Origin of the sequence: Leptothoe spongobia TAU-MAC 1115 (genome assembly GCF_018739885.1) — a bacterium.
Classification (GTDB): Bacteria; Cyanobacteriota; Cyanobacteriia; order Phormidesmidales; family Phormidesmidaceae; genus Leptothoe; species Leptothoe spongobia.
Window position 1 is genome coordinate 173,581 of the sequence record NZ_JADOES010000004.1, and the last position, 22,649, is coordinate 196,229.

The 22,649-nt window shown below is 46.6% G+C and carries 20 protein-coding genes and 1 pseudogene; 7 read left to right on the plus strand and 14 right to left on the minus strand.

What is annotated here, in order from left to right:
• A pseudogene (locus IXB50_RS21980) lies at positions 1-131 on the minus strand (ISL3 family transposase); the annotation flags it as partial.
• 227 nt (positions 132-358) lie between these two features.
• On the opposite strand from IXB50_RS21980, the gene trpA reads away from it, so the two are divergent.
• Both trpA and IXB50_RS03545 read left to right on the plus strand, forming a co-directional pair.
• Positions 359-1,129 (plus strand): tryptophan synthase subunit alpha, encoded by a 771-nt coding sequence (gene trpA, locus IXB50_RS03540; RefSeq protein ID WP_215607557.1) that lies wholly within the window; start codon positions 359-361, stop codon positions 1,127-1,129.
• Between the two features lie 841 nt (positions 1,130-1,970).
• The gene (locus IXB50_RS03545; RefSeq protein ID WP_215607558.1) at positions 1,971-2,423 is read left to right on the plus strand and encodes a phosphate-starvation-inducible PsiE family protein; all 453 of its coding nucleotides are present in this window, start codon (positions 1,971-1,973) and stop codon (positions 2,421-2,423) included.
• A gap of 50 nt (positions 2,424-2,473) precedes the next feature.
• On the opposite strand, the gene IXB50_RS03550 is transcribed toward IXB50_RS03545, so the two are convergent.
• Both IXB50_RS03550 and IXB50_RS03555 read right to left on the minus strand, forming a co-directional pair.
• Positions 2,474-3,379, minus strand: a complete 906-nt coding sequence (locus IXB50_RS03550; RefSeq protein ID WP_215607559.1) for a DMT family transporter — start codon at positions 3,377-3,379, stop codon at positions 2,474-2,476.
• Positions 3,376-4,227, minus strand: a complete 852-nt coding sequence (locus IXB50_RS03555) for a methylated-DNA--[protein]-cysteine S-methyltransferase (protein ID WP_215607560.1) — start codon at positions 4,225-4,227, stop codon at positions 3,376-3,378. Before IXB50_RS03555 ends, IXB50_RS03550 begins: the two co-directional genes overlap by 4 nt.
• Positions 4,228-4,491: 264 nt before the next feature.
• Between IXB50_RS03555 and IXB50_RS03560 the strand changes: the two genes are divergently transcribed.
• From IXB50_RS03560 to IXB50_RS03580, 5 genes are all read left to right on the plus strand, one after another.
• Complete coding sequence (locus IXB50_RS03560) at positions 4,492-4,647, plus strand: hypothetical protein (protein WP_215607561.1); 156 nt, start codon at positions 4,492-4,494, stop codon at positions 4,645-4,647.
• Positions 4,648-5,160: 513 nt separating this feature from the next.
• On the plus strand, positions 5,161-5,514 hold the full coding sequence (locus tag IXB50_RS03565; RefSeq protein WP_215607562.1) for a response regulator transcription factor: 354 nt from the start codon (positions 5,161-5,163) through the stop codon (positions 5,512-5,514).
• A gap of 207 nt (positions 5,515-5,721) precedes the next feature.
• A complete protein-coding gene (locus tag IXB50_RS03570) occupies positions 5,722-6,156 on the plus strand; it encodes an HIT family protein (protein WP_215607563.1) in 435 nt (144 codons plus the stop codon).
• A gap of 512 nt (positions 6,157-6,668) precedes the next feature.
• On the plus strand, positions 6,669-7,976 hold the full coding sequence (locus IXB50_RS03575; protein WP_215607564.1) for an MFS transporter: 1,308 nt from the start codon (positions 6,669-6,671) through the stop codon (positions 7,974-7,976).
• A 577-nt stretch (positions 7,977-8,553) separates the two neighbouring features.
• A complete protein-coding gene (locus IXB50_RS03580) occupies positions 8,554-10,113 on the plus strand; it encodes a hypothetical protein (protein WP_215607565.1) in 1,560 nt (519 codons plus the stop codon).
• A gap of 145 nt (positions 10,114-10,258) precedes the next feature.
• Here the strand turns inward: IXB50_RS03580 and IXB50_RS03585 are convergent, their stop codons facing one another.
• From IXB50_RS03585 to IXB50_RS03635, 11 genes are all read right to left on the minus strand, one after another.
• A complete protein-coding gene (locus tag IXB50_RS03585) occupies positions 10,259-10,759 on the minus strand; it encodes a pentapeptide repeat-containing protein (protein WP_215607566.1) in 501 nt (166 codons plus the stop codon).
• A gap of 57 nt (positions 10,760-10,816) precedes the next feature.
• Positions 10,817-11,209, minus strand: a complete 393-nt coding sequence (locus tag IXB50_RS03590; RefSeq protein WP_215607567.1) for a DUF4280 domain-containing protein — start codon at positions 11,207-11,209, stop codon at positions 10,817-10,819.
• Positions 11,210-11,217: 8 nt separating this feature from the next.
• Positions 11,218-13,227, minus strand: a complete 2,010-nt coding sequence (locus IXB50_RS03595; protein WP_215607568.1) for a VgrG-related protein — start codon at positions 13,225-13,227, stop codon at positions 11,218-11,220.
• A gap of 116 nt (positions 13,228-13,343) precedes the next feature.
• Complete coding sequence (locus IXB50_RS03600; protein ID WP_215607569.1) at positions 13,344-13,835, minus strand: CIS tube protein; 492 nt, start codon at positions 13,833-13,835, stop codon at positions 13,344-13,346.
• A gap of 93 nt (positions 13,836-13,928) precedes the next feature.
• Positions 13,929-19,640, minus strand: a complete 5,712-nt coding sequence (locus IXB50_RS03605) for a hypothetical protein (protein WP_215607570.1) — start codon at positions 19,638-19,640, stop codon at positions 13,929-13,931.
• A gap of 3 nt (positions 19,641-19,643) precedes the next feature.
• Positions 19,644-20,186 (minus strand): phage tail protein, encoded by a 543-nt coding sequence (locus tag IXB50_RS03610; protein WP_215607571.1) that lies wholly within the window; start codon positions 20,184-20,186, stop codon positions 19,644-19,646.
• A gap of 20 nt (positions 20,187-20,206) precedes the next feature.
• Positions 20,207-20,485, minus strand: coding sequence for a hypothetical protein (locus IXB50_RS03615; protein ID WP_215607572.1), 279 nt, complete (start codon positions 20,483-20,485; stop codon positions 20,207-20,209).
• Between the two features lie 15 nt (positions 20,486-20,500).
• Entirely contained in the window at positions 20,501-20,959 is a 459-nt protein-coding gene (locus tag IXB50_RS03620; RefSeq protein WP_215607573.1) for a hypothetical protein, read from the minus strand.
• A gap of 20 nt (positions 20,960-20,979) precedes the next feature.
• Positions 20,980-21,462 carry a phage tail protein gene (locus tag IXB50_RS03625; protein WP_215607574.1) on the minus strand — a complete coding sequence of 161 codons (483 nt, stop codon included), beginning with the start codon at positions 21,460-21,462 and terminating at the stop codon, positions 20,980-20,982.
• Between the two features lie 39 nt (positions 21,463-21,501).
• Positions 21,502-21,984 carry a phage tail protein gene (locus IXB50_RS03630; RefSeq protein WP_215607575.1) on the minus strand — a complete coding sequence of 161 codons (483 nt, stop codon included), beginning with the start codon at positions 21,982-21,984 and terminating at the stop codon, positions 21,502-21,504.
• 17 nt (positions 21,985-22,001) lie between these two features.
• The gene (locus IXB50_RS03635) at positions 22,002-22,499 is read right to left on the minus strand and encodes a phage tail protein (RefSeq protein WP_215607576.1); all 498 of its coding nucleotides are present in this window, start codon (positions 22,497-22,499) and stop codon (positions 22,002-22,004) included.
• Positions 22,500-22,649 lie beyond the last annotated feature (150 nt).

Below are 22,649 nucleotides of genomic sequence, written 5' to 3' on the forward strand. Positions count from 1 at the left end.
CCACATTGACGGCATTGGGTCCCGTTCAGAGTACTCTCTACCTTGATCAACCAGGCTCCTGTGCCTGTCGTGCAGGTTTCTAGTACTCGCACGCTGGGCAAATCCAAGGGGATATGAATTGAGTTATCCATAAGCTAGGGCAGACGCTGTTCTTCCTCTATTATCCCTAACGGGGAAGAACCTGAACTCTACACTAAATGTAGGGGGCTCCACGGGAATTCCGGAAGAGCCTATTTTTACCATCGCTGAGGCATTGCAGGATCCTGACTGGCAACGCTTTTTGCGAAGAAGAGCGGCTAAGGAGAGGGCGGTCAAGTGAAGAGAAGTCTGTTTACCCCCTTACACCACCACTACAACCATGAATCTCGAACAATTTATTCGTCGGCAACGTCAACAAAAAGATATTTTACTGATGTCCCATACAGTCTTAGGCTATCCATCCTGGGACGATAACCGGAAGGCGATCGCGGCCCTGGTTCACGCTGATGTAGAGCTGATTGAACTACAATTTCCGTTCTCAGAACCCATTGCCGATGGACCGACCTTATTAGCCGCAAACCATGCCGCCATCCAGTCAGGTGTTTCGACTCAAGACTGTCTGGATTTTGCCGCAGAGGTCAGCCAGCAATACCCCCAGACTCGCTTTGTGATCATGACCTATGTCAATATTCTCTTTCGGTATGGCATCCATAACTTTATCAAAGCGGCTGCCCAGGCAGGAATTTCTGGATGTATCATCCCCGATCTCCCCTTGGAACAGGCTCAAAGTTATATTAAAGCTTGTCGTGAACAAGCACTGGCCACTATCTTCTTAGTAACTACTGAAAATAGTCAACAACGGATACAACAGATTCTTGATCACACCAGTGGTTTGGTTTACTGTGTGGCCCGAACAGGAGTAACGGGTCAACGCACCCAATTCTCGACACAACTCCATCAATACCTGGACCGGGTACGCTCAGCCACCCCATTACCCATGGCCATTGGCTTTGGCATCCAATCTACCGATGATGTCCGCGACCTAATCGGATATGCCGATATCGCCGTTGTCGGTAGCCAGGCTGTCAAACACTATGCTGACTTTGGAGCGAATGCCCTGCAACAGTTTGCCCAGGGACTAAGGGATTAACTCAGATCTTGCACCTAGCGAAGCAGCGTTAGACCACCATGGACTCAAAGTCGCACGGCTAATTGAATCAAAACCCACTATAGGCGCAAGACTTCTCGCAGAGTAGGGGTTGAGAGATCGGTAAGAGTTCTATATCCAGAGCCTCACAGCCAAGTTGTCGCTTTAGCAGACAGCCCTCGATTAGCGCTGGGTTTTGAACCCGGCGTGGGTTATTGCCTCATCACTAGCAGACTATTCTATCTTGCGAGCAGCAATGGGATTCTTCTCTAGGGATTCGGATTCCCAGTCATTAAACTGATAATCCATAAACACGAGCCCCGAGAAAAACGTAAAGAATAGCCATAGGATCATTGCTTTCGCCAGCATCCTTCCAATCAAGAACACTGCTCCCTTCTAAACAACACTGAACCTGAGAGCCTCAGAATTAAGGAAACTGCAGCTGCTCAATGGAACTGTAATTGAGAAATCAATTTTGATTATGCTATTTGATTACCGCTAATCATAATTTTACATCTTAGGGAGACTCAAGTTAATTACAAGTAAATTAATATAGTTTCTTTGCTTGTAGACAAATACTGGATGTTCGTTTTTCAGAATTTTGGGTGAGAATATCTAAAATCCATCAATAATGCTTGAAATTTGCCTGGAATGGGATGGTGAGCAATAAGAAATAGATCGTTATCATCTTAAATAATATTTAAACTTTGGATGGCTAAGCTCCTGGGTGGCGTTACCGGTTGTTTATCAAAAAGTTAAGCTGTGGCCTCTTCTGCTGGACAGTTATAAAAATATTTCGTCAGAGATTTAGTCTAAATTATGCAAGAAGTTTAGGCTTAGAATAATGCTGAGACGATTTAAGCGATATCTTCGCTGGCGTTCAAGTGATGAAGGATTTTCAACAGGAATTAAGCAATTTGAAAGCTTGGTTTCAAAGTTGCTTTCCATAGCAATGTTGATTGTGATTATGGTGATCATGGTCGATCTTGTTCTGTTTTTGTCAACCGAACTCTTTAATCCCAGTCCAAAAGGCTTTTTTGTGACGACGCTCAAAGAAATTTTTGGTCTGTTTCTGAGTGTGTTGATTGCTTTGGAAATTCTTGAAAATATTACGGCCTACCTGAGAAAGCATGTGGTTCAGGTTGAACTGGTGATTGTGACATCGCTGATTGCCGTTGCCCGTAAGATTATTATTCTGGAGCTGGAGAAGGTTTCGGGGCTAAGCTTGATTGGACTTGCGATCGCAATTCTAGCCCTATCCATCAGCTACTGGATTGTTCACAATATCCATCAATAATCACTGATTACTGTTCGCTTGATGCGGTAAGTTGTTGTCAAGACTTGCCATTATTGACGATGAATGGAACTGGATTTTGAGCGACCCTGAGGGGTTGTGGTTAACAGATCATTAGCTATGGCCGTTCCTAGCAACACCAACCCACAGCCCAAAATCATTGATGATGTCACCGTTTCCTTCAGGACAATGGTCCCCCATAGCATGGCAAATATGGGAATCAGATAGGTCACTGTCAGAGCTTTGGTGGAACCGATATTTTGAATTAGTCTAAAAAAGAGAATGTAGGCAAAGGCTGTAGACAGGACAGCCAGGGAGAGAACAGAAATGATCACTTTTGCAGACGGTACTTGTTGCGGCACCGTAAATGGTAGGGCCGGTATGATGACCAGGGCTGCTCCAAGCTGACTACCTGTAGTCGCTACTAATGAAGGCACATCGGCTAGGTTTTGCTTAATGTAAGGCGCTGCGATCGCGTACATGAATGCGGCCAACAGTGCTGCCACGATAGCAATCAAAAAACCAGGTGTGGTTTCAACCGCTTGCCATCCCACGAGAATCACAACGCCGATAAATCCTAGAAAAAAGCCCAGCATCCTTGCTGGCGTGAGCTTCTCCTGTAACCAAACCGATGCCACCACAGTGCCAAATAGGGGAGCCGTACCATTCAAAATGGAGGTAAACCCTGCAGGTAGAGATACGGATGCAAAAGCGAGTAGTAAAAATGGAATGGCTGAGTTGATGCATCCAACCGTCAGGAGGGGGATGAGATTGCGGCGCATCTCACCTAATAGACCTAATCGGGCCAACAGTGGCAACAGGGCTAACCCTGCTAGCAACACCCGAAACTCAATTAACCAGATTGGCCCAATCACCGGGGCGGCAATCCGCATAAACAGAAATGAACCACCCCATAGGGCAGCCAGCAATAACATCTCAAAAACGTCTGATAGTTTCATGATTGCCCTTCCTGTTGACTTGCTTCCCAGCCCAAAAGAACCGTTTTACGATCCAGACCCCAACGATAGCCACCGATCTCCCCCGAACCGCGAATCACCCGATGGCAAGGGATGAGATACCCCACTGGATTGCGTCCCACAGCATTGCCAATGGCCCGTGCTGCTGTGGGTTTACCGATAGAAGTGGCTAATCCTTGATAGGTGGTAAGACTGCCAAAGGGGATTTGTAGGAGTGCTTGCCACACCTGGATCTGAAAATTTGTTCCTTTGACATGGAGTACTAGGGGAGAGGGAAGGGGCGATTGGAAGATAAGATCTCGAATATTCTCAGTCCCTCTTTGATCAGCCATAATGTCAGCATTGGGCCATTCTGTTTGTAAATGCTGTTTAGCTGTAGCTCTATCGACTTTATCTAAAAAGTGTAAATTGCAGATGCCACGGTCAGTCGTTGCAATTAGACAGGCCCCAAAAGGTGTTTCATGGATGCCATAGCAAATCTTCAATCCTGCACCTTCCGCTTTAAATTCACCCGGTGTCATGGCCACTAGCTGTACAAACAGATCGTGTAAACGACCTGAGCTTGACAACCCAGACTCTAGAGATAACTCTAAGAGATTTTTTGTTTCAGTGATTTTTGATTTTGCATATTCCAGGGTGAGATATTGCAAAAAGCGTTTTGGGCTAATGCCAGCCCATTTTGTAAACAATCGCTGAAAATGATACTCACTGAGATTGACATGCTGAGCGATGGTGGTCAGACTAGGCTGCTCCAAATGATTGTCGCGAATAAACGCAATTGCCTTAGCTATTTGACCATAGGTTTGTCTATCGTAAACAGGGCTTTCCATCAATGAATTTATGCAGTAACAGGTTCTGATGCATCTGTTCCACAGGCTAGATACACCCCATTAAGATATCGACAGCAAGGGGCGAAAGCCACCCGTTTCTTGCTAACTGTAACTTTTAGTACAGTTACTTTTGCTGCTCGACCATAGACTACTGTAAGTCAAGCATGAAGCATAGACTTGATTACTCCTATGCTAGGGCGTTACTAATTTATGGACCTCAGGTACATTGTTCCGATGACTAGAGATGTCATTATTTAGAAATCTTTGGTGCGGGAGAACCATGGCCAGGAGTTGCCGATTTTAGTAACGCCATTTTTCTGCCATGACTTGGATCGTACGGGGGCACATCTGACCTGCTGTGCGTCTACCCTGCGTCCGCCGATGGATGTAGTCCGTGCTTATGTGCTTGTTCTGCAGTGACCTAATGTGGTTTATCCTTGAGGCAAGGAGAATACCTTGCCTCTTTTTTTTTATGACTATTGAGCAAGACTCTTCCCTATGTTGTAATCTCAATAGAGGTTAAATCACTTCTATTTGAGTGCCTTTTTTGAGCCTCTATAACATCGACTTGTTTTGCAGTCTGAATAGGCTATCCATTGAGAATACGATCTGGGGAGCAGTTGCTTGCATTAATTGACTGTGCATGGTTTTCTAAAGAGAATGTTAAGTATCTAGCCTGGCCGAGCTTAAGCCTTGTGGCGTACGCAATATTAGACAAATTGCTTGAAAAACATTGGTTCACTGGAAAGTAAGTACATCAGGTAAGTACTCTTATAGGTATCTTGAGAGGTTGCATTTACATTAATAAAATCCGGCGTTGCTGATCCCCGGAATGGTTTTATCGCTCAAGTTCAGATTTATGGCCTCATTGATCGATCGATTCATACCCTAAATCAGCAATGGCAAAATCCATTATCGATTGAGGCTAGTTTTGTGGCCAGTATTTTAATAATTGAAGATGAACCCCGTACTGTGTCCTTCTTATCACAAGGGCTTCAACAGATGGGATATCGAACGTTTGCCGTCACTAATGGAGAGCGAGCCCTACCTTTAGCGCTCTCAAAGATGTTTGATCTTGTTTTGCTAGATTTGATGCTACCTGGATTAGAGGGGGTGTCAATCCTCAGTGTTATCCGGGCGCAGAGACTACAGGTGCCTGTCATTGTGATGACGGCCTTATCCAGTGAAAAGGAGCGCTCCCATGCTTTTCTGTTGGGAGCCAATGAATATATCGCTAAACCCTTTAACTTTGATTATCTGTTAAGTCATATCCGTACCTATGTGTAAGCAAGGTATATTTGCATCTAAGTAGTTTTAGTTGAGAAAAGTCGTCCCATCAAATCTTCGCCATCAAATCTTCGTTAGCAATCATTAGGGCGTGCTTGATATCAGTTGTAAAAACTTTTGTCTAGTTTGTCTAGATAGTTATTTACCTACATAATAAATTTGCCGTTAGCATAAAGAAAACTGTGTTGCACAACGCGCAGATTTACCATGACCTCTTGCCCCTTTTGCGACATTGTTAACGGGACCGGCCCTGCTAGCCTCGTCCACGAAGACGATTTGACCATGGCGTTCATCCCACTAAACCCCATCTATCCAGGGGCATGTATTGTTATTCCCAAAGAACACATTGATCACTTTACCGAGCTGCCCGATGATTTAGCCGCTGCCGTTATGGTTGTGAGCCAGCGGATTGGTCGCAAAATCATGAAAATCTATCAGCCCCTAAAGGTGGGTATGGTAGTCCATGGATTTGGTGTTCGTCATGCTCATCTGAACTTGATTCCCCAGTATCATCCCCTCGATATTACCTATAAGCATCTAGCCTACATTGAAGATGGGAAAGTGAAGTTTAGTGAAAAGCATTTGCCACATCCGACCCGCGATGAGTTGGATGCACTCGCAGCGGTTTTGCGGTTGGATTGATAGCGCATAGGGCATAGAAAATAGGGATGATTGGGGGGATTAATCTGCCAGGCAGATACACTATCTTCTAGTACGCATAGCCAGGTATACGCTTGGAACATATTGATATCATGTATGCTAGAGCACTGTACAGCAATAGATTGAATTCGACCTTGACAACTCATATGATTAGGATAAGTTCTCAAAATCTTTTGGTACGTGAGAATTGAGATTGAGTGTACATTCTACAAACAATTTCACGAGGGTGCTCTATTTATTGGTAAGTCCCTAAACGCTTTCTAAAAGAGACCTCAGCAGTAGGGTATCTCATATCTTGCACCTGGCAGTTAGGTTCTATCTTTTGATGTACAGGTTGCTATGGAACAGCTCTTCAGACATGGTTTTTGGATCTTATAAAATCCTTATCCCTAAGTAGCCTGGAAATTGGGTTGACTTTACAATCCTGATCGGCAATTGGGACAATAGGGTTAGAAACCCGACTTATGGGCGATAGGTAAGATATTTATTCATCCATGGATCAGATCGACGCTCAGACCGATCAAACCGAGGTGACCCATAGCTTTCTAGCCTGGTTGCCTCAGTTCAGACGCGAAATATGGATTTTAGCAACCGGTCAACTGCTGTTGTACATCGGTCAAGGCTTTACCCTGGTCTACGCATCCATTTACTTTGTCAATGAGTTAGGTTTTTCCCCTACTCAGGTGGGTTTAGCCCTTAGCAGCAGCGGTTTTGCGGGCATTGCAGGCCGATTTTGGTCAGGCTATGCCATTGATGCTGAGTTCTGGGGACGTCGCCGCACATTGATACTATCGTCAGTAGTTACGGCTCTAGCCTGTTTTTGTCTAGCCTTTGCCAGTACTTTTGTGCTGTTGGTGCTTGGTAATATGCTGCTGGGATTAGGTGTGAGTCTATATTGGCCAGCAAATTTATCGGTAACAACGGACCTGACTACAGTCGAAAATCGTACAGAGGCCTTTGCCCTGACACGACTGGTGGATAATTTGGGCCTTGCCCTGGGGGCACTATTAGCTGGACAGTATGTCGCCATGTCCGGTAACTACAGCATTCTGTTTATTCTCAAAGGCTTGACCTATCTTTTATTTGCTGGGGTTATTTATGTTGCTATTGGGGAAACACGACAACCTCAAATTGAGGTACGTAATGTATGGCAGGATTGGTCACAGGCATTTCGCGATCGCACCCTCCTCACCTTTCTCAGCGCCAACATCATCTTTACCATCTACGCCGCCCAGCACACCAGCACTCTGCCCCTGTATTTAGCCAACTTTATTCCCCATGGCAATACAGAAAGCGGCTTCTCAGAACAGTGGATTAGTTACTTCTTCGTCTGGCAAGTCTTTCTAAAAATTTTCCTACAGCTACCCATTACCCGGCTAGTCAAAACCATTAACCATGTCTCAACGTTATTAATTGCCTTAATCATCTGGAGCATAGGCTTTTTCCTGCTCTGGATCATTGGCATTACCCCCACCATTACCCTGCCATTCACCATCGCCGCCTTCAGCCTGATTGCCTTAGCCGAGATCCTCTACTCCCCAGCCGGTGTCTCTCTCATTGGCGAAATGGCTCCATTAAATCTACGCGGTATCTACTTTTCCCTAGAGTCCCAATGCTGGTCCATTGGCTTCACCATCGGCCCCGCCCTGGGTGGGTGGGCACTGGATCATCCTGAGACAGTCGGCGTTAATCTGTGGTTGTATTTAATCACTGGAGGGTTGATTGCGAGCGTGATTTTGACGGTTTTAAAGCAACAAATGACAGTCGTGGGTAAATCTGATCTTGCGGTTGATGGGTTCTGAATGGCTTTGTCATAGTTAGTTGGCTGGTTTTTGGGATCAGAGTAGTATAAATTGTCACCGAGGGAATTTTTGTATGGTGGTGTAGGGGTTGAAGCTGGAGGATGAGTTAGGAATGGAGAGCTTGGTAGCGTTGACTGAGGAGATGATCTGAATTGCGCTTCAGGCGCTGAGGCTGTCTTTTTATGGAGATAGTTTTATTATCTCAACAAGGTGAAATAGTCTCTTCTCAGTTCTGGGAGAGATCGATCTCAAAGCTTGCGACTTTGAGGGGGCATATTTGAGATTGTGGGCTCTTGGTTTTCTATTTTATATCTGCTTTGGTCAACTTGCTCAGGGGTATGCAAGGAGAAGATATGAGGGAAAAATGTCAGGTTATGGATATATGGAAAGGGCTAAGGGGATATACATCCACACGATGTTAAAAGGTGCGCATATATCTCTGATTTGGCGGCCTATGTGCACCTTTTGGGTAATGACACAGTAGAAATAAACGGAACAGTGCCGTTATTTGCAATGTTATAGGGAATAATGGAAAGCCTATAACAACGAATTAAGAAAAATCAAAAAGGTTTGAGGTATGTATGAACAAGTAGAGAAGCCGAAAGAAAATAAAAGTAGGGCGATTTCAAATTTTGTTTCTCAGAAGAAAAGTAACGAGAAGCAAGGTTTTGGGTTTGTGGATAATCGACCTGAAGCAGCTCATCAGCATAATTTGCAAAAAATGGCTGCCAATGCTTCGAATTCAAATAAAGAATTGCAACCTATTGTTGATACCAGAAGTATCCCGAGTTCCGATAATGGGGTGATTCAAGGCATGTTCTACGAAAAGGATGCAGAAACTGGTGAAATGATTTGGCACTGGGATCCTGTTGTCAACATGATTTGGCAAAAAAAAATGAACGGTGACACCCAGGAAACGTATAAAGGCTATGGCGTTTGGGAACGTAAAATAAATGCTGATAGTGGCGAAAGAATGTCATTTTCAGACTATCTGCAGCATCATAGTAAAACTATTGTTGCTGCAGCTCCTAATATCGCGCTTGGTTACTTTATTCTGACTGCTCTCGAGTCTATTCCTGGAGCCGTTGCTCAGGAAATTTTTGTGCAAAGCAATAGTACAAATGCCACGGCTATTGCCATTGCTAATTCTTCGGATTTGTCGCTGGCAAGCATGTTCTTAAATGCAACGATTTTGAACGCTGCAATGCTGGGTTATTTGGCCCAGCATTACGCAATGACAAGAGCCTCTGATAACGCGACTATTCTTCGAATCAATGCCCCCCTTCGAGACTTTGTAGGCGATGACCTCTTTGAACGTCATTTTCAACTCGCGGAGGTAACTGAATATGACGAAGTTATTGTCAGTGATCAAGTAGATTTGCGTAATGAAGATGAATCAAGTTCTGAAGAATCTCACGAAACTCATGGAACAGAGATAGACACTCCTGTTCCGATTGATGGGAGCACAGTTGTTTTTAAAAACTGGATATTAAACGAGGTGAAGGAACACTATGATGGCAGTGAAGAAGATGTGCTGTGGTGGTTACATGAAAAACACCCAGGAAAGTTTGAATTTTCTGGTGCTGATGTAATGAGAACCGAGAACTACAAATTTTTTATAAAAGAAGACCCGTATGGTGTGCGATATGCGGGATCGCTAGCCGTTAAAAGAGTAATAAAAGAGTATTCCCTGACAAGAATCGTAGGACCCGAGAAAACCCAGTTAAACTTGGCCGGGAAGTCCTTTGTTTTAGTCGAAGGGTTGCCTTTGGCAGAAAAGGAACAGCGTGATGCTGCAGATTGGGATCAACCAGATTCAAAGTTGCTCAGTGAAGTAGGCTTTGTAATTTTGAAAGGAGGTATTGGAGATCTTGCTTCGATAAATGTTAGAAAATTAAAAGGAGATGTAGATCCTCCACTATATGCACTTGCAGACCCAGGTGGAAGTTTCGTTGATGATCCACGGGAGATCATGGAAGGAGAAACAGATGAAGAGATGAGAAAAAGGAAACTTCAGCATCTGAAACAAAATTACCAGAACTTTCTGGAAGGTCTAGGTCAGTACGCATCCGTACTCAAACCCGCCGATAACATCCTGGAAATAGTACTCGAAAAACCTGAGGATTTGTTAAAATAATTTTCTTTATAAAAAGCAACGTCTTTTCAGAAAACCCACGTCCATAACAAAACCTAAAAGCCATTAAAAACGTCTTTTAGCCCAATTGTTACCAAGCCAGAAAAGTCAAACCATTTAACAGCAATACGATCGCACCGTTTCCAACTTACTGGCTGCATGTAAAAGTTGTCCCATCAGGCAAGATCGCTCCACAGAGCTTAGTGGTATCACTAAATTGAATGCCCCCTAACGATGCACCATCAAGGTTCGCTCCCCGTAAATCTGCGCCGCTAAAATTAGTGTTTGTCAGCGTAGCACCTGCGAAATTAGCCTCCCGAAAATCTCCCTCACTTAGATCAGCTTCTGTAAGATCAGCGCCACTTAAATTTGTTCTCATCAGCTTGGCCCCAATCAAAAGACTATGGGTGAGAACCGCACCGCTAAGGTTGGCATCTCTCAAGTCAGAGTTGCTCAGATTACTATTGCTTAAGTCCGAACCTGAAAAGTCAACGCCTCGTAAATTCTGACGACTCAGGTCAACGGACTGTAAACTAAGACCCCGCAGGGTCTCCAAATCGTTAGTGCTAAATGCCCTGGCTGGTAAAGGCATCAGTAGTAAAACAACGATAGGCAAAACAAAGGTGGGCTTGGCACGGAGGATGATCATTGGTTGAAAGGGGGCGACAGGAGAGAATAAATTATGTGGACAGGCTCCAAACGTCTGTTAAGGAATCTGTACGGTAAACTGGCCGGGGTTGATAATCGAAATCACCCCACCCCAGGTACATATACATTTCGAACTATTATTCAGCGCCGGGAATGTGCCAATCAACACCGTTGGTGACCCCGGTGCCCAGGGAGCCGGAATCACAGGAATACAGGGCATAGGCGTCAACACCCCCAGGGCCGCCGCTGTTGCAGTGGCCACCGTCGGATTTGCCAACGACGTACACATCCCAAAGGGCATAACATTTGCAATCGGGGCAAAGTCCATAATCGTTGCAGCGAAAGGCCCCGATGCAAATGTAGGGGGTCCCTTGGGAATCACATTAAGCGTACTCGGAGCAACACCAAACGGACATTGGAGCATGGCCCCCGCCACAACTTGCATTCCCATAATTCACCTTAATTTAGCTTCAAGATACTGCCCGCCACCTTAGTCATACCTGTACTTTGCACATTGACACTCCCCTGCCCTTTCACATCCACCATCGCCCCCTGTAGCTTGGCACTCGCATTGGCCTTCATATTCAGTTGCGTACCTGTAATATCGATTCCCGAACTACTGAGAACAATTGTATTGCTACCCACCTTCAGGGTAATTTTAGTTGTACCCGTGAGGGTAATCTCACCCCCATTAATATTGATCTTTTCACTGTTGCCACTGGTTCCCGATTTAGCATTAAGACTGCCAGTGGAGATAATATTCACCTTCTTACCGCCGTCATCCATGGTGATTTGATGACCACCTTTGGTTTTTAGATCGATTTTTTTGTTTTTATCATCCAACTTCAGCTGATGACTATCTTTCGTCTTGAGTTCAATGTACTTATCCGTATCATTAAAATGCAGCAAATGATTATCGACCGTGGTCAAATAAACTCCTTTTTTACTATCCCCCTTATCCTCTTCGACAAACTGTAACGTGTGTCCCAAACGGGTTTTGAATGTCCGCAGTCGCACCTTACCTCCGGCAACAACATCCTCTGTCTTTTCCGGAGGAGCATCTTTTCCATTCCAAATGCCGCCCAACACAAACGGTCGATGAATATCACCATGTTCAAAGGCTACCAATACCTCATCATTAATTTCCGGTAACCAATCCACCCCCCGTGATGGTCCCACCCCTGCTGATACTACCCGCGCCCAGTTACTCATGTGCTCCTCAGTTAAAGTGGGTAGCTTAACGCGCACCCGTCCCCATCCCTTCGGATCATTATTGTCGGCAACAATGCCCACCATGTGGGTTTGCCCTGGCTGTAAGGTATTTCTAGCTTCCAGGGTTTGGAGCAAATCACCACCCCGCAGGCCCCTAACCGCAAACTCTGTCGTATAGATCCGTTCATGGAAAAGCTGACGGGTTTCTGTTACGTAATAACTCCCGCTATACTTGCCCATCCCCGTCAGCTTAACCACCCGCCCCGGACGGATCAATGGGTTACCTTCCGCCCGCGCATCGGCCTGGACAAACTCTCCCCCCAGTTCATCAAATAGGGCCTGGGCCATGGTTTTGGCTTCTTTGGATTGAGAGATCGGTTGGTCCACCATCACTAGGGTGGGAGTGCTAGGCTGTCCATTAAAGCTACTGACGGTTTTACTGCCCGCACCGCTATCTGTTTCCGTCAACACCTTTTGAGTGGAGCTAATACTTTCCGCAATCACTTCCTTGCGGCTATAGTCCCACCCTCGCACCTCCACGCTTTTCATCTGTTCCGCACTGCTGACGCGGACGCGGAAACTGTGGACGTTTTTCAACCACTCCAGTTCTAGGGTGCTATCTTTTTTAGGCTTACGAAAATACAGTTTTCCATCCTGCACAAATAGTTCAAATCCATTGCGAGCCGCCCGCTCCCGCAAAAACTCCATATTGGTCTGGTTTTGTTGAAACACATAGCCACTGGCCCCACCAATGTCACCATAACCATAGGGACCGCCCGTGGTATCTACAGTCCCGACTGAAATACCCACTTCAGACGCAATCGATTTAACAATGTCAGAGTCTGTTTTATTTTGAAATGACCGATTGTGACGACCGCGATGTAACCGATGGGAGGTATCATAACCGCGCACAATGATGGGTGCTTGGGCCTCACTGGTAAAATGGGTTTCAATCGCGGTAATTTCGCCCTTAATTACATTACCTTTATTCTCATCGTCAAAATCATCGGACTCCGTCGTGCTAGAGGCAAAGCCAATCTCTATGGATTTGCCAATTTCAAAGAGTTTCTCATGTTTCCAGACTTCATAATTGGCAGCACCACCGTAATAGTCATTCCGGATGACAAGGGTAAACATGCCTGGCAAGTGTAAACTCTCCTCCACAACAATTTGGAGGATATCATCCATTAAGTCAGATGACGCTGTCGACCCATCAATTTTGAGGGTGGGTTGGGCTATAAAGGAGGATGCAGGCATGGGGGGAGCATTTTCTCCGCAAAGAATACTTAATTCTAAAGGGGGTTATTCCCAGGGAACGCATTGGCAGCAATAGATTCACATTAGTATAAATGACTCAAAATTTTCTAAGCCATTTATGTTGAGCGAGTTGTACTGCCTCGACCCGGTGTTCCCGAACTGGCAGCGCCACTGACTTCACCAATTTCCGTGAGGGTAATATCCACGGTGGCACGAACGGGGGTGCCATCGGCTAAAAACATGGTGAGTTTATAGGATAGGGACTCCACAAAACAGCGTAAATATTCTTGCTTGCCCCAGGTTAAGAGATAGATGGGAGGACGCTCCTGGCTATCCATAAATTCAACCGCCTGACGAAAATTTTCGACATATTTATCGATCACATTTTCACCGGTTTCATAGGTATCAAAAACCAGACCAGATACGTTAACGCTGTAGGGCTCAGGCGAACCAAAACTAACCTTGGGTAGACCCTCATCAGTGCGAGCACCGCCGGAGCTATTGAGCCGAAGACTCCGACTGAAACCCAACTCTGTTGGGTTAAACATAAACTCAATATTGTTGCCACCCCCTTGGGCAATCAGTTTGGCTTTGACGAATGTGCTCATCGGTTAATGGACTTTATCAAGGTTGACAATGTGTGGTGGTGAAATATTTTCTGGTATCAACGTGCTGGTATCAACGATATAAGAACTATCGGATTATCGGGGATATTTAGGCCCTCGACGTTCCTGTTCCAAGCAAAGGCGTTGTCTTAACAGGCCATAGACCTCCTGGGCCAATAACTCCAGGTAATGACTATAGTTTTGAATAGCATGGGCGTCCTCTCCCTGGTTGGCGTTGGCTTTGCGGCGGATAGTGACTGTGGGTAGATCTTGAGCTGTTTGGATTACATTAACAGGGGAGGTGGGTGGTGGATTAGGCCGATCCAGTTTGCGTTGGATAGAAACAACGGGGGGATCTACGGGGTGCTTAGTTGATTGGGTACGGTTGATGGAGGTGGGTGGTGCTGAAGCTGTAGAGTTTGAACTGGTGTCTGTTGTGACAGTAGGAATAGTAGGCGTGGATAATGTTGGGGCACTAATCTCTTGGGCAGATATCTCTGGGTTAGGGGTGGGCTGAAAATGAGTGACCAGATCTTCGATATTAGACCAGGTACTGGGAAACGCTTTCTCCGGTGGCTGGTCTGATAGTTGATTAGATATCTGGCGTTGAACGGTGGAGTGCTCTGGAGACTGCGTAGGTGACGATTGAGCAGAGGTGTGATTTGAGGCTGGAGGCGAGGGGTGGGCCGATGATGGGGTAGAGGAAGTAGAGGAGGTCATATGGGTCACTAAGTCCTCTAAACTAGACCATGCGCTGGGCATCTCTTCGTCTCTGTTCTGGGGCGTTATTTGACGCTGGATCGGGTTGGCCTGGGTTGGATTGGGAGGAGCCGGAGTCGAGCTATGGGGAATCTCTACAGACGGTGAGTAAGCACTGAGTTGGTTGGTTTGAGAATGGGTTACCACCGATGACTTTAAAGACGGTAAAGGGCGCAGCACACCAATGGGCTTAAGCACTTTGAGCTGCATGCCATCAACACTGGTATGGGGGATGGCCACTTGCTCTGAGTCCATGGATGGACGGGAGTCTTGGCTATCTGGCCTGGGTAAGGGGTGTACAGATGGCCCAGCCTCGGTCTGTTTTTGAGAGAACTCAGTTGATGCGGCCTGGACTACAGGGGTGTGTTCAGACAAGGCAGACGGCGGAAAGTCTGCTGTACCAGGTTGTCCCATAGATTGAAGAGAACGTAATACTCCCAGGGGTTTGAGCACCATCGGTAATGGTGCAAGCTGGGAGGTATTGATATGGCGAGCTTCTGACTGGGAATGGGGATGCGTTGTCTCAGATGTATCAGTTATAGATCGCTGCACATCACGGGGTTGAACAACCTGTACTGGTTCTGTAGGTGAGACATTAGGGGCTTGAGCACTTGCCTGAATGGGGTCCCCAGACCCAGGAAAAGATGATTGGGCGGTAGACAAGGTGGCTTCAACATCAGAAGAGTTGAAAGATGACGATGCTGATGGTAAAACCGTGATTGACTGTTCTGGAGGTTTAGCGTTAGCAGAACGTTGGTGGATCGGCTTTTGAGCTTTAACCTGGAGATCGGAGACGCCAGGCTTGGAGGAGGAGCCTATGGCCGATTGACCCTTGGCGACTAATGGAGAAACATCAGTCGCTTCTGGTGATGGCGAGCGTTGAAGCGGTGCAGAAGCTGCCGTCGGCAGTTGAGTCCCATGGGAGACTTTTGGTGATTGTGATAAAGCGTTAGGGGGTTGGTCTAATGGGGAATTGGAGGGGTTATTCAGATGCTGAATCGGTGCAGAGACATCTGTTGGACTAGATAGTTGGGTATTAGGCTCAACTATGGATGGGGTAGCTGCGTTATCGGATCGCTCCTGATTGATAGAGAGCTGAGCGGGACTGGCTGAGGACTGGGGTAAGTCAGACTTTGGTTGGATGACGGTCGAATGATCAGGATCTACTGCCGATGCTGAAGGAGATAGATCAGTTGATTTCTTTGATCTGGTGGAAACAGAATCTATTAATGATGACGTTGGACTGGGACTGGAAATAGATTGAGGAGGATCGATTACCCTGTCATTTGATCCAATCGCAGACGCTAAGTCAGTCGGTTGGCTGTCGGTTGATTGTACACTTTTACGTTGAATAAATGGCAGCGACGCAGAATCTGTTCCTGCTTCTAACGTTGATGGAGATGTACTAATCGATTGCTCTGTTCTGTTCGGATCAGGAGCTGTAAATGATGACGTTGGACTAGAACTGACAATAGGTTGATGAGAATCGATTGACCCGTCATCTGAGCTAATCACAGACAGACGGTCAGTCTCTGGGCTGTCAGTTGATTGTGCTCTTTTACGTTGAATAAATGGCGAAGATGCAGGATTGGTGCCTGCGTCTAAGGTTGATGGAGATGTACTGCTCGGTTGCTCTATCCTGCTAGGCTCAGGGACTGTAAATGATGACGTTGGACTAGGACTAGGATCGATTACCCCACCATTTGATCCGCGCACAGACGGACGGTCAGTCAGTTGGCTGTCGGTTAACTGTGCATTTTTACGTTGAATAAACGAAGGCCCAGCATTTGGTCCTGTTTCCAATGCTGACGAAGATGTATTGGCCGATTGCCCTGCTCTGTTAGACTCAGAGGCTGTAAATGATGACGTTGGACTAGGACTGGCAACAGTTGGATGAGGAAGATCAGTTGACCCGTCACCTGATCCAATTACAGACGCGAAGTCAGTCAGTTGGCTATCGGTTGACTGTGTACTTTTACGTTGAATAAATGGCGGAGATGCAGGATTGGTGCCTGCTTCTAAGATTGCTGGAGATGCATGGCTTGATTGCTCTGTCCTGTCAGATGCAGAGGCTGTAAATGATGACGTTGAACCAACACTCGAAACAGGTTGAGGATAATCGGTTGCTCCTTCATCTGATCCAATCACAGACGCACGATCAGTCTGTGAGCTATCGGTTGACTGTACACTTTTACGTTGAATAAATGGCGGAGATGCAGGATTGGTGCCTGCTTCTAAGATTGCTGGAGATGCATGGCTTGATTGCTCTGTCCTGTCAGATGCAGAGGCTGTAAATGATGACGTTGAACCATGACTGGCAACAGGGTGAGGATAATCGGTTGACTCGTCATCTGATCCAATTACAGACGCTAAGTCAGTCTGTGAGCTATCGGTTGACTGTGTACTTTTACGTTGAATAAATGGAGACGGCGCAGGCTTGATACCTGTTTCTAAGGTTGATGGAGATGTACTGCTTGGTTGCTCTGTCCTGCTAGGCTCAGGGGCTGTAAATGATGACGTTGGACTAGGACTGACAACAGGTTGAGGAGGATCGGTTGACCCGTCACCTGATCCGATTACAGACGCTAAGTCAGTCTGTGAGATGTCGGTTGACTGTACACTTTTACGTTGGATAAATGGCAGCGATGCAGAATCTGTTCCTGCTTCTAACGTTGCTGGCGATGTACTGCTCGATTGCTCTGTTCTGCTAGGCCCAGGAGTTGTAAATGATGACGTTGGACCAGGGCTGGAAAAAGTTGGAGGAGGAGGATCGGTTGCTCCTTCATCTGATCTAGTTACAGACGCTAAGTCAGTCTGTGAGTTATCGGTTGACTGTGTACTTTTACGTTGAACAAATGGAGAAGGTGCAGAATCTGTTCCTATTTCTACAGTTGATGGAGATGCATTGCTCGATTGCCCCACTCTGTTAGGCTCAGGGGTGGTGAATGATGACGTTGGACTAGGACTGACAACAGGTTGAGAATGATCGGTTGCCTCGTCATCTGATCCAATCACGGACGGTAGACTAGTCGGTGAGCTATCGGTTGATTGTGCGCTTTTACGTTGAATTAATGGCGGCGGCAAAGGATTGGTGCCTGCTTCTAACGTTGATGGAGATGTACCGCTCGATTGCTCTTTCCTACTAGGCGCAGGGTCTGTAAATGATGACGTTGGACTAGGGCCAGAAACAATTGGGTGAGGATCGATTGCTCCTTCATCTGATCCGATTACAGGCGAACGGTCAGTCTGTGAGCTATCAGTTGACTGTGTACTTTTACGTTGAATAAATGGCAGCGACGCAGGATTGGTGCCTGCTTCTAAAGTCGATGGAGATGTACTGCTCGATGGTTCTGTTCTGTTAGGTATAGGGTCTGTAAATGATGAGGTTGGACTAGGGCCAGAAACAATTGGATGAGGATCGATTGCTCCTTCATCTGAGCCAATCACGGACGGTAGACTGGCCTGTGAGCTATCAGTTGACTGTGCGCTTTTACGTTGAACAAATGGAGGCGGCGTAGAAGCTGTTCCTGTTTCTACAGTTGATGGAGATGCATTGCTTGATTGCCCTGCTCTGTTCGGCTCAGGAGCTGTGAATGATGACGTTGAACCAAGACTCGAAACAATTGGATGAGAATCGGTTGCTCCTTCATCTGATCCGATTACAGACGAACGGTCAGTCTGTAAGTTATCGGTTGACTGTACACTTTTACGTTGAATAAATGGCAGCGACGGCGCAGAATTGGTGTCTGTTTCTAAAATTGATGGAGATGCATTGTTCGATTGCTCTGTCCTGTCAGATGCAGAGGCTGTGAACGATGACGTTGAACCAGGACTGACAACAGTTTGAGGAGAATCGATTGACTCGTCATCTGATCCAATCGCAGACGGATGGTCAGTCGGTTGGCTGTCGATTGACTGTACTCTTTTACGTTGAATAAATGGCAGCGACGCAGGATTGGTGTCTGCTGCTAAGGTTGGGGGAGATGCATTGCTCGATTGCTCTGTCCTGTCAGATGCAGAGGCTGTGAATGATGACGTTGAACCAGGACTGACAACAGGTTGAGAAGAATCGATTGACTCGTCATCTGATCCGATTACAGACGGACGGTCAGTCGGTGAGCTATCGGTTGACTGTGCGTTTTTGCGTTGAATAAAGGCAGGAGGATCAGGAGCTGTTCCGATCTCCATTGGAGCACCTGATTCAGCAGTTGGCGGCGGCGATGCTGCTGGCTGACCGGCTGCTTGAACAGGATCCACCGAGGCAAGAGTTTCATTCGTAGCAGCCTTGTTCGCAGAGGCTTTATGTGTGGTGGAGTGAACTGTGGGGGTTGTGGATGATGGTTGTTGTGGCGCTTGTAAGCTTTGAATTGATTGGGAAACATTAACGGGCGGAAAGTCTGTTGATGTTGACTCTGAAGATACCTGGCGTTGAGCGGTTTCTGAAGGAATCGATGGGGACTTCCCTGTTGTTAATGACGTATCGGGAGAGGCGGAACTGGTTGAGTCTGATGCCTGGGGCTGCTGTTGGGGCTGTCCCATAAAGTAACTCTGGAAGCTAGCTCGAAATGATTTGGCCTGGGTTAAGTTGCCCTTCAATCCTGGTTTGGGCAAGGCGGATGATGGTTTGGCGATCGCTTCCCCATCTGCTTTATTTTCTGCTCTATTTTCCGAGACTGCTTGACGAGATGCTTGTGCTGCAGAGCCAGGCTTAGGGATTTTATCTGTGATGGCAGGAGATGATGATGGGTCTGGCTGAGCAGTTATAGCTGATGTTGACTGGCGTGATACCAATTGGGCCGTTGATCCACTCACTGGCCCACTCGTTACCCCACCCGCTGGCCCACTCGTTGGCCCACGCTCTCCCTGGCCTCCCTCGCCAACGGAGCTTGTTGCTCCTGGTGCTCTGGAGGGAAACCCGTGGGGATAAAATGTCTTAAGATCTAGAAATGATAATGATGGCGTACCCAGGAGCCGTCGCTGTCCCCAGCCAGATGCGCCTAAGGGACGTAATGAACCTAATGGAGAGCGATGACCTAGCTGCTTTGCCATTGGTTAGTTGCTCTCAAAGTAGCCAGTCTTAGACCGATTGTCCAGGATGCTAGCACCGCCACCGCCACTGCCAAAGGTTACATTTAACCCTTCATAGGTTAATGTGAGTTCTTCAATGGCAACGGTACTACCATCGGCCTGGAGAGATGGAGCCTGCCAACCAATGGGAACGGCACCAATTAAGGTCCAACATTGTTGAATGTATCCGGCCTGGTTAAAGACTAAAATATTAATGTTACGGCGATGTTCTTTAATCCCTGTGCCGACTGTGCGTGGTTTAAAGAGAGCGCTGAGCCAGTCCCAAAACACTTGGTTACCACTGAGTCCTCTTTTGAGAGTTACGTCTGAAAAGTCTGGCTTCCCTAATAAAATGCGTTGCTGATCATTTAAGCCACCTTCTTCCACGGTTTCTTTTTTGACTTGTACGCCTAAGCCGGTACATTCTGTGAAAGAGGCTGTAATTTTACTTTCAATTTCAACATAGAAGCGATTGGTCGTAACGTAGTCGGCAGCATTGGATACGGCAGATTTGTTGTCGGTCGCCATTTTGATCACCTCCTCGGCTGCTAATAGCGTTTCCTATAGCTATGGGCGCGTTCATGCTGTGCCCGGACATCATCACAGAGTAGCTGATAGACGCGATCGCAAAATTGCTGCATCGCCATGGGATCATGGGCCAGCTGGGCCGCCACCTTGGCCATCATTTGCTTAACCGCCAACGGCTGATGGCTTTGCAAAATCGCCGGACCCACAAAACCAGCTGGATTAGAGACCGGACCAGTGGGGGGCTGAAATGTTGCATTTTCAGCCCCGGTCCTGTAATCGCCTGTGCCGTGACCATTCATGGATATACCGTTGTCCTATTCTTCAAGCCGATTAATCTTGAGATAAAAATTTTGCAAGTAATTTAAGTCCCCGGCAAACATATTTTCAATCACCACCGGACTCACATCGGGTAAAGTCCCTAGGGATAAAATCACCTGGGATAGAATAATCACCGTGGCATAGGCTGGATTTGCCTGGACCCGTGGGTCCGACATGGGGGCAATTTCGTCCACCGTGCGGGCCAACCGCATCATGCCCCGACGGTGAGATTGGCCCATGGCATCCACATAGCCAATGGGTAATTCAAAGGAGAATTCTGTTTGTATCTCTCCTTGTGGCTGCAGTTCTGATTGATCTCCCTGATCTCCCTGATTGATTAGGTTCTCAGCTGGTAAATCAGCTATTGATGATGATGAGGGAGCCATGGGCTGGAGTGATGGTTTTGCCCTGGGGGGAGCTAGTCCAAGATTGTTGCCGAGTTGAATAGAAGGCATGATATATTTTTCACAAAATTCTATACTTTCAGGCGTTTGAGGCCTTCCACTGCAATTTCTACTTCTTCGATATTGTGGTCTGCTCCTTTTACATCGAGGTCAGAGATTTTATAGCTGACGGGCCAGGCCCCTGTAAACTCAAATCGAAACTGTTCCTTCCCCGCTTGGCCATAGAGGCATAATGCGCCATTGCGTCGCTGATCGCTCCAGGCACCCATACCAATGCTATCCATCCAATCCCAAAATGTGGTGGACATGGTGAGACCCCGTTTCAGGGTGATATTGGTATAGGAACTGTTGCCCGGAACTTTAGAGCGAACCACATGGCCATGGCTGCGACCCTCTTTGCCCCATACCTGGGGCGTTACTTCACAGACTTCAATCACATCTTGCGATCGCTGAAATCCAGAACATTCCATAAAATAACCATCGGTAGAATCAACGCTACCTTCCAACCGCAGTTCCAAGTAAAACCGAGCCTTGGTTAAAATCTCAGGAAACATCGTTAATCTCCTGATGGGCTAATTCGCATCAAGAGCACCCTATTTAGCCCGTACAACTTTAGTAAAGTACAGCTCTAAAGTATCCTCGGCCAGGTTGCCGCTACTATCCACCGCCAGACTACTAATTTGTTTTTTAGTACCTGGGAACAGATCGATAAAGTTATAGCGCATGGCCTCCTGACCATTAGGATCATAAATGACTAAAGATCCCGTTTTGCGACTGTCCATCGCTTTAGACGCTCCCCCAGAAAATGTATCGGGGTGACAATCGTTGTACCAATCAGAAAGCTTTTTCTGATCGCCTTCATTACCCGCCACATAGGTTAACGACACGGTGGCATTATATTTGACGCCACCGATGGTTGCCTGGGTTTGGGTTTTAGCGTCCTTGGTAACACCAATGGCAGAATCTCCTCCCGCCACCTCCATTTCAATCTCTGGACCACTGCAGGTTTTCACGGCCAAAGCAGTCACACCGTCAATTTCAAAGTAAAACTTTGAATTGGTTAGATATTGAACCATCGTTTCCTCTGAATAAACTACTTGGTACGGTTAAACTTTTCGCAGGTAATGGTGTAAGTCTCTTCGATGTAAGCATCAGCGGTGACATCGAGATCGGCACACTTATACTTTGATGGCCAAGCTTCAACAAATTGCCACTGAGCAACTTCATCGCCATCCGTGTCATAGGCGGTAATACTGCCTTCTATTTTATTGTCACCCCACTTACTTTTACCACCATTGGAAGCAGGCAGACATTTTTCAAACCACTCATAAAGCTTTTTGCTGGTACTATCACCGTCACCACTGGCAATGCAAATACAATCAAAGGTAAATAAGCCTTCAAATCCAGCTGAGTTTACCTGCCAAATTGTTTTCCCTCCTTTGGTCGTACCAACGGCCTGTTGCCCACCCTGAACTTTAGGCGCATAGTCAGGGATAGTCACACTTTTGAATACGGACTTTTCTCCTTCACAGACGCCTGCTAGTTCCAGGTAAAAACTACTCGGGGCAATTGGTTTAACTAACTCGCCCATAAAATTACTCCTTATGCTTCTATTACAGGTGAACTAAGGTTGACTTGGTTAGGAATCAAGGGGACTTCATCCCTAACCAACATGCAACTAAAAAATTGACTGGGTTAGGAATCAAGGGGACTTCACCCCTAACCAACATGCAACTAAAAA

What these genes read in the sequence shown, in the direction of transcription:
- IXB50_RS03580 (WP_215607565.1), top strand. Translation starts at nt 8,554, where the DNA reads ATGTATGAACAAGTAGAGAAGCCGAAAGAAAATAAAAGTAGGGCGATT.
- IXB50_RS03570 (WP_215607563.1), top strand. Translation starts at nt 5,722, where the DNA reads ATGACCTCTTGCCCCTTTTGCGACATTGTTAACGGGACCGGCCCTGCT.
- IXB50_RS03585 (WP_215607566.1), bottom strand. Translation starts at nt 10,759, where the DNA reads ATGATCATCCTCCGTGCCAAGCCCACCTTTGTTTTGCCTATCGTTGTT.
- trpA (WP_215607557.1), top strand. Translation starts at nt 359, where the DNA reads ATGAATCTCGAACAATTTATTCGTCGGCAACGTCAACAAAAAGATATT.
- IXB50_RS03605 (WP_215607570.1), bottom strand. Translation starts at nt 19,640, where the DNA reads ATGGCAAAGCAGCTAGGTCATCGCTCTCCATTAGGTTCATTACGTCCC.
- IXB50_RS03590 (WP_215607567.1), bottom strand. Translation starts at nt 11,209, where the DNA reads ATGGGAATGCAAGTTGTGGCGGGGGCCATGCTCCAATGTCCGTTTGGT.
- IXB50_RS03615 (WP_215607572.1), bottom strand. Translation starts at nt 20,485, where the DNA reads ATGAATGGTCACGGCACAGGCGATTACAGGACCGGGGCTGAAAATGCA.
- IXB50_RS03600 (WP_215607569.1), bottom strand. Translation starts at nt 13,835, where the DNA reads ATGAGCACATTCGTCAAAGCCAAACTGATTGCCCAAGGGGGTGGCAAC.
- IXB50_RS03625 (WP_215607574.1), bottom strand. Translation starts at nt 21,462, where the DNA reads ATGTTTCCTGAGATTTTAACCAAGGCTCGGTTTTACTTGGAACTGCGG.
- IXB50_RS03595 (WP_215607568.1), bottom strand. Translation starts at nt 13,227, where the DNA reads ATGCCTGCATCCTCCTTTATAGCCCAACCCACCCTCAAAATTGATGGG.
- IXB50_RS03550 (WP_215607559.1), bottom strand. Translation starts at nt 3,379, where the DNA reads ATGAAACTATCAGACGTTTTTGAGATGTTATTGCTGGCTGCCCTATGG.
- IXB50_RS03620 (WP_215607573.1), bottom strand. Translation starts at nt 20,959, where the DNA reads ATGCCTTCTATTCAACTCGGCAACAATCTTGGACTAGCTCCCCCCAGG.
- IXB50_RS03545 (WP_215607558.1), top strand. Translation starts at nt 1,971, where the DNA reads ATGCTGAGACGATTTAAGCGATATCTTCGCTGGCGTTCAAGTGATGAA.
- IXB50_RS03630 (WP_215607575.1), bottom strand. Translation starts at nt 21,984, where the DNA reads ATGGTTCAATATCTAACCAATTCAAAGTTTTACTTTGAAATTGACGGT.
- IXB50_RS03610 (WP_215607571.1), bottom strand. Translation starts at nt 20,186, where the DNA reads ATGGCGACCGACAACAAATCTGCCGTATCCAATGCTGCCGACTACGTT.
- IXB50_RS03555 (WP_215607560.1), bottom strand. Translation starts at nt 4,227, where the DNA reads ATGGAAAGCCCTGTTTACGATAGACAAACCTATGGTCAAATAGCTAAG.
- IXB50_RS03575 (WP_215607564.1), top strand. Translation starts at nt 6,669, where the DNA reads ATGGATCAGATCGACGCTCAGACCGATCAAACCGAGGTGACCCATAGC.
- IXB50_RS03635 (WP_215607576.1), bottom strand. Translation starts at nt 22,499, where the DNA reads ATGGGCGAGTTAGTTAAACCAATTGCCCCGAGTAGTTTTTACCTGGAA.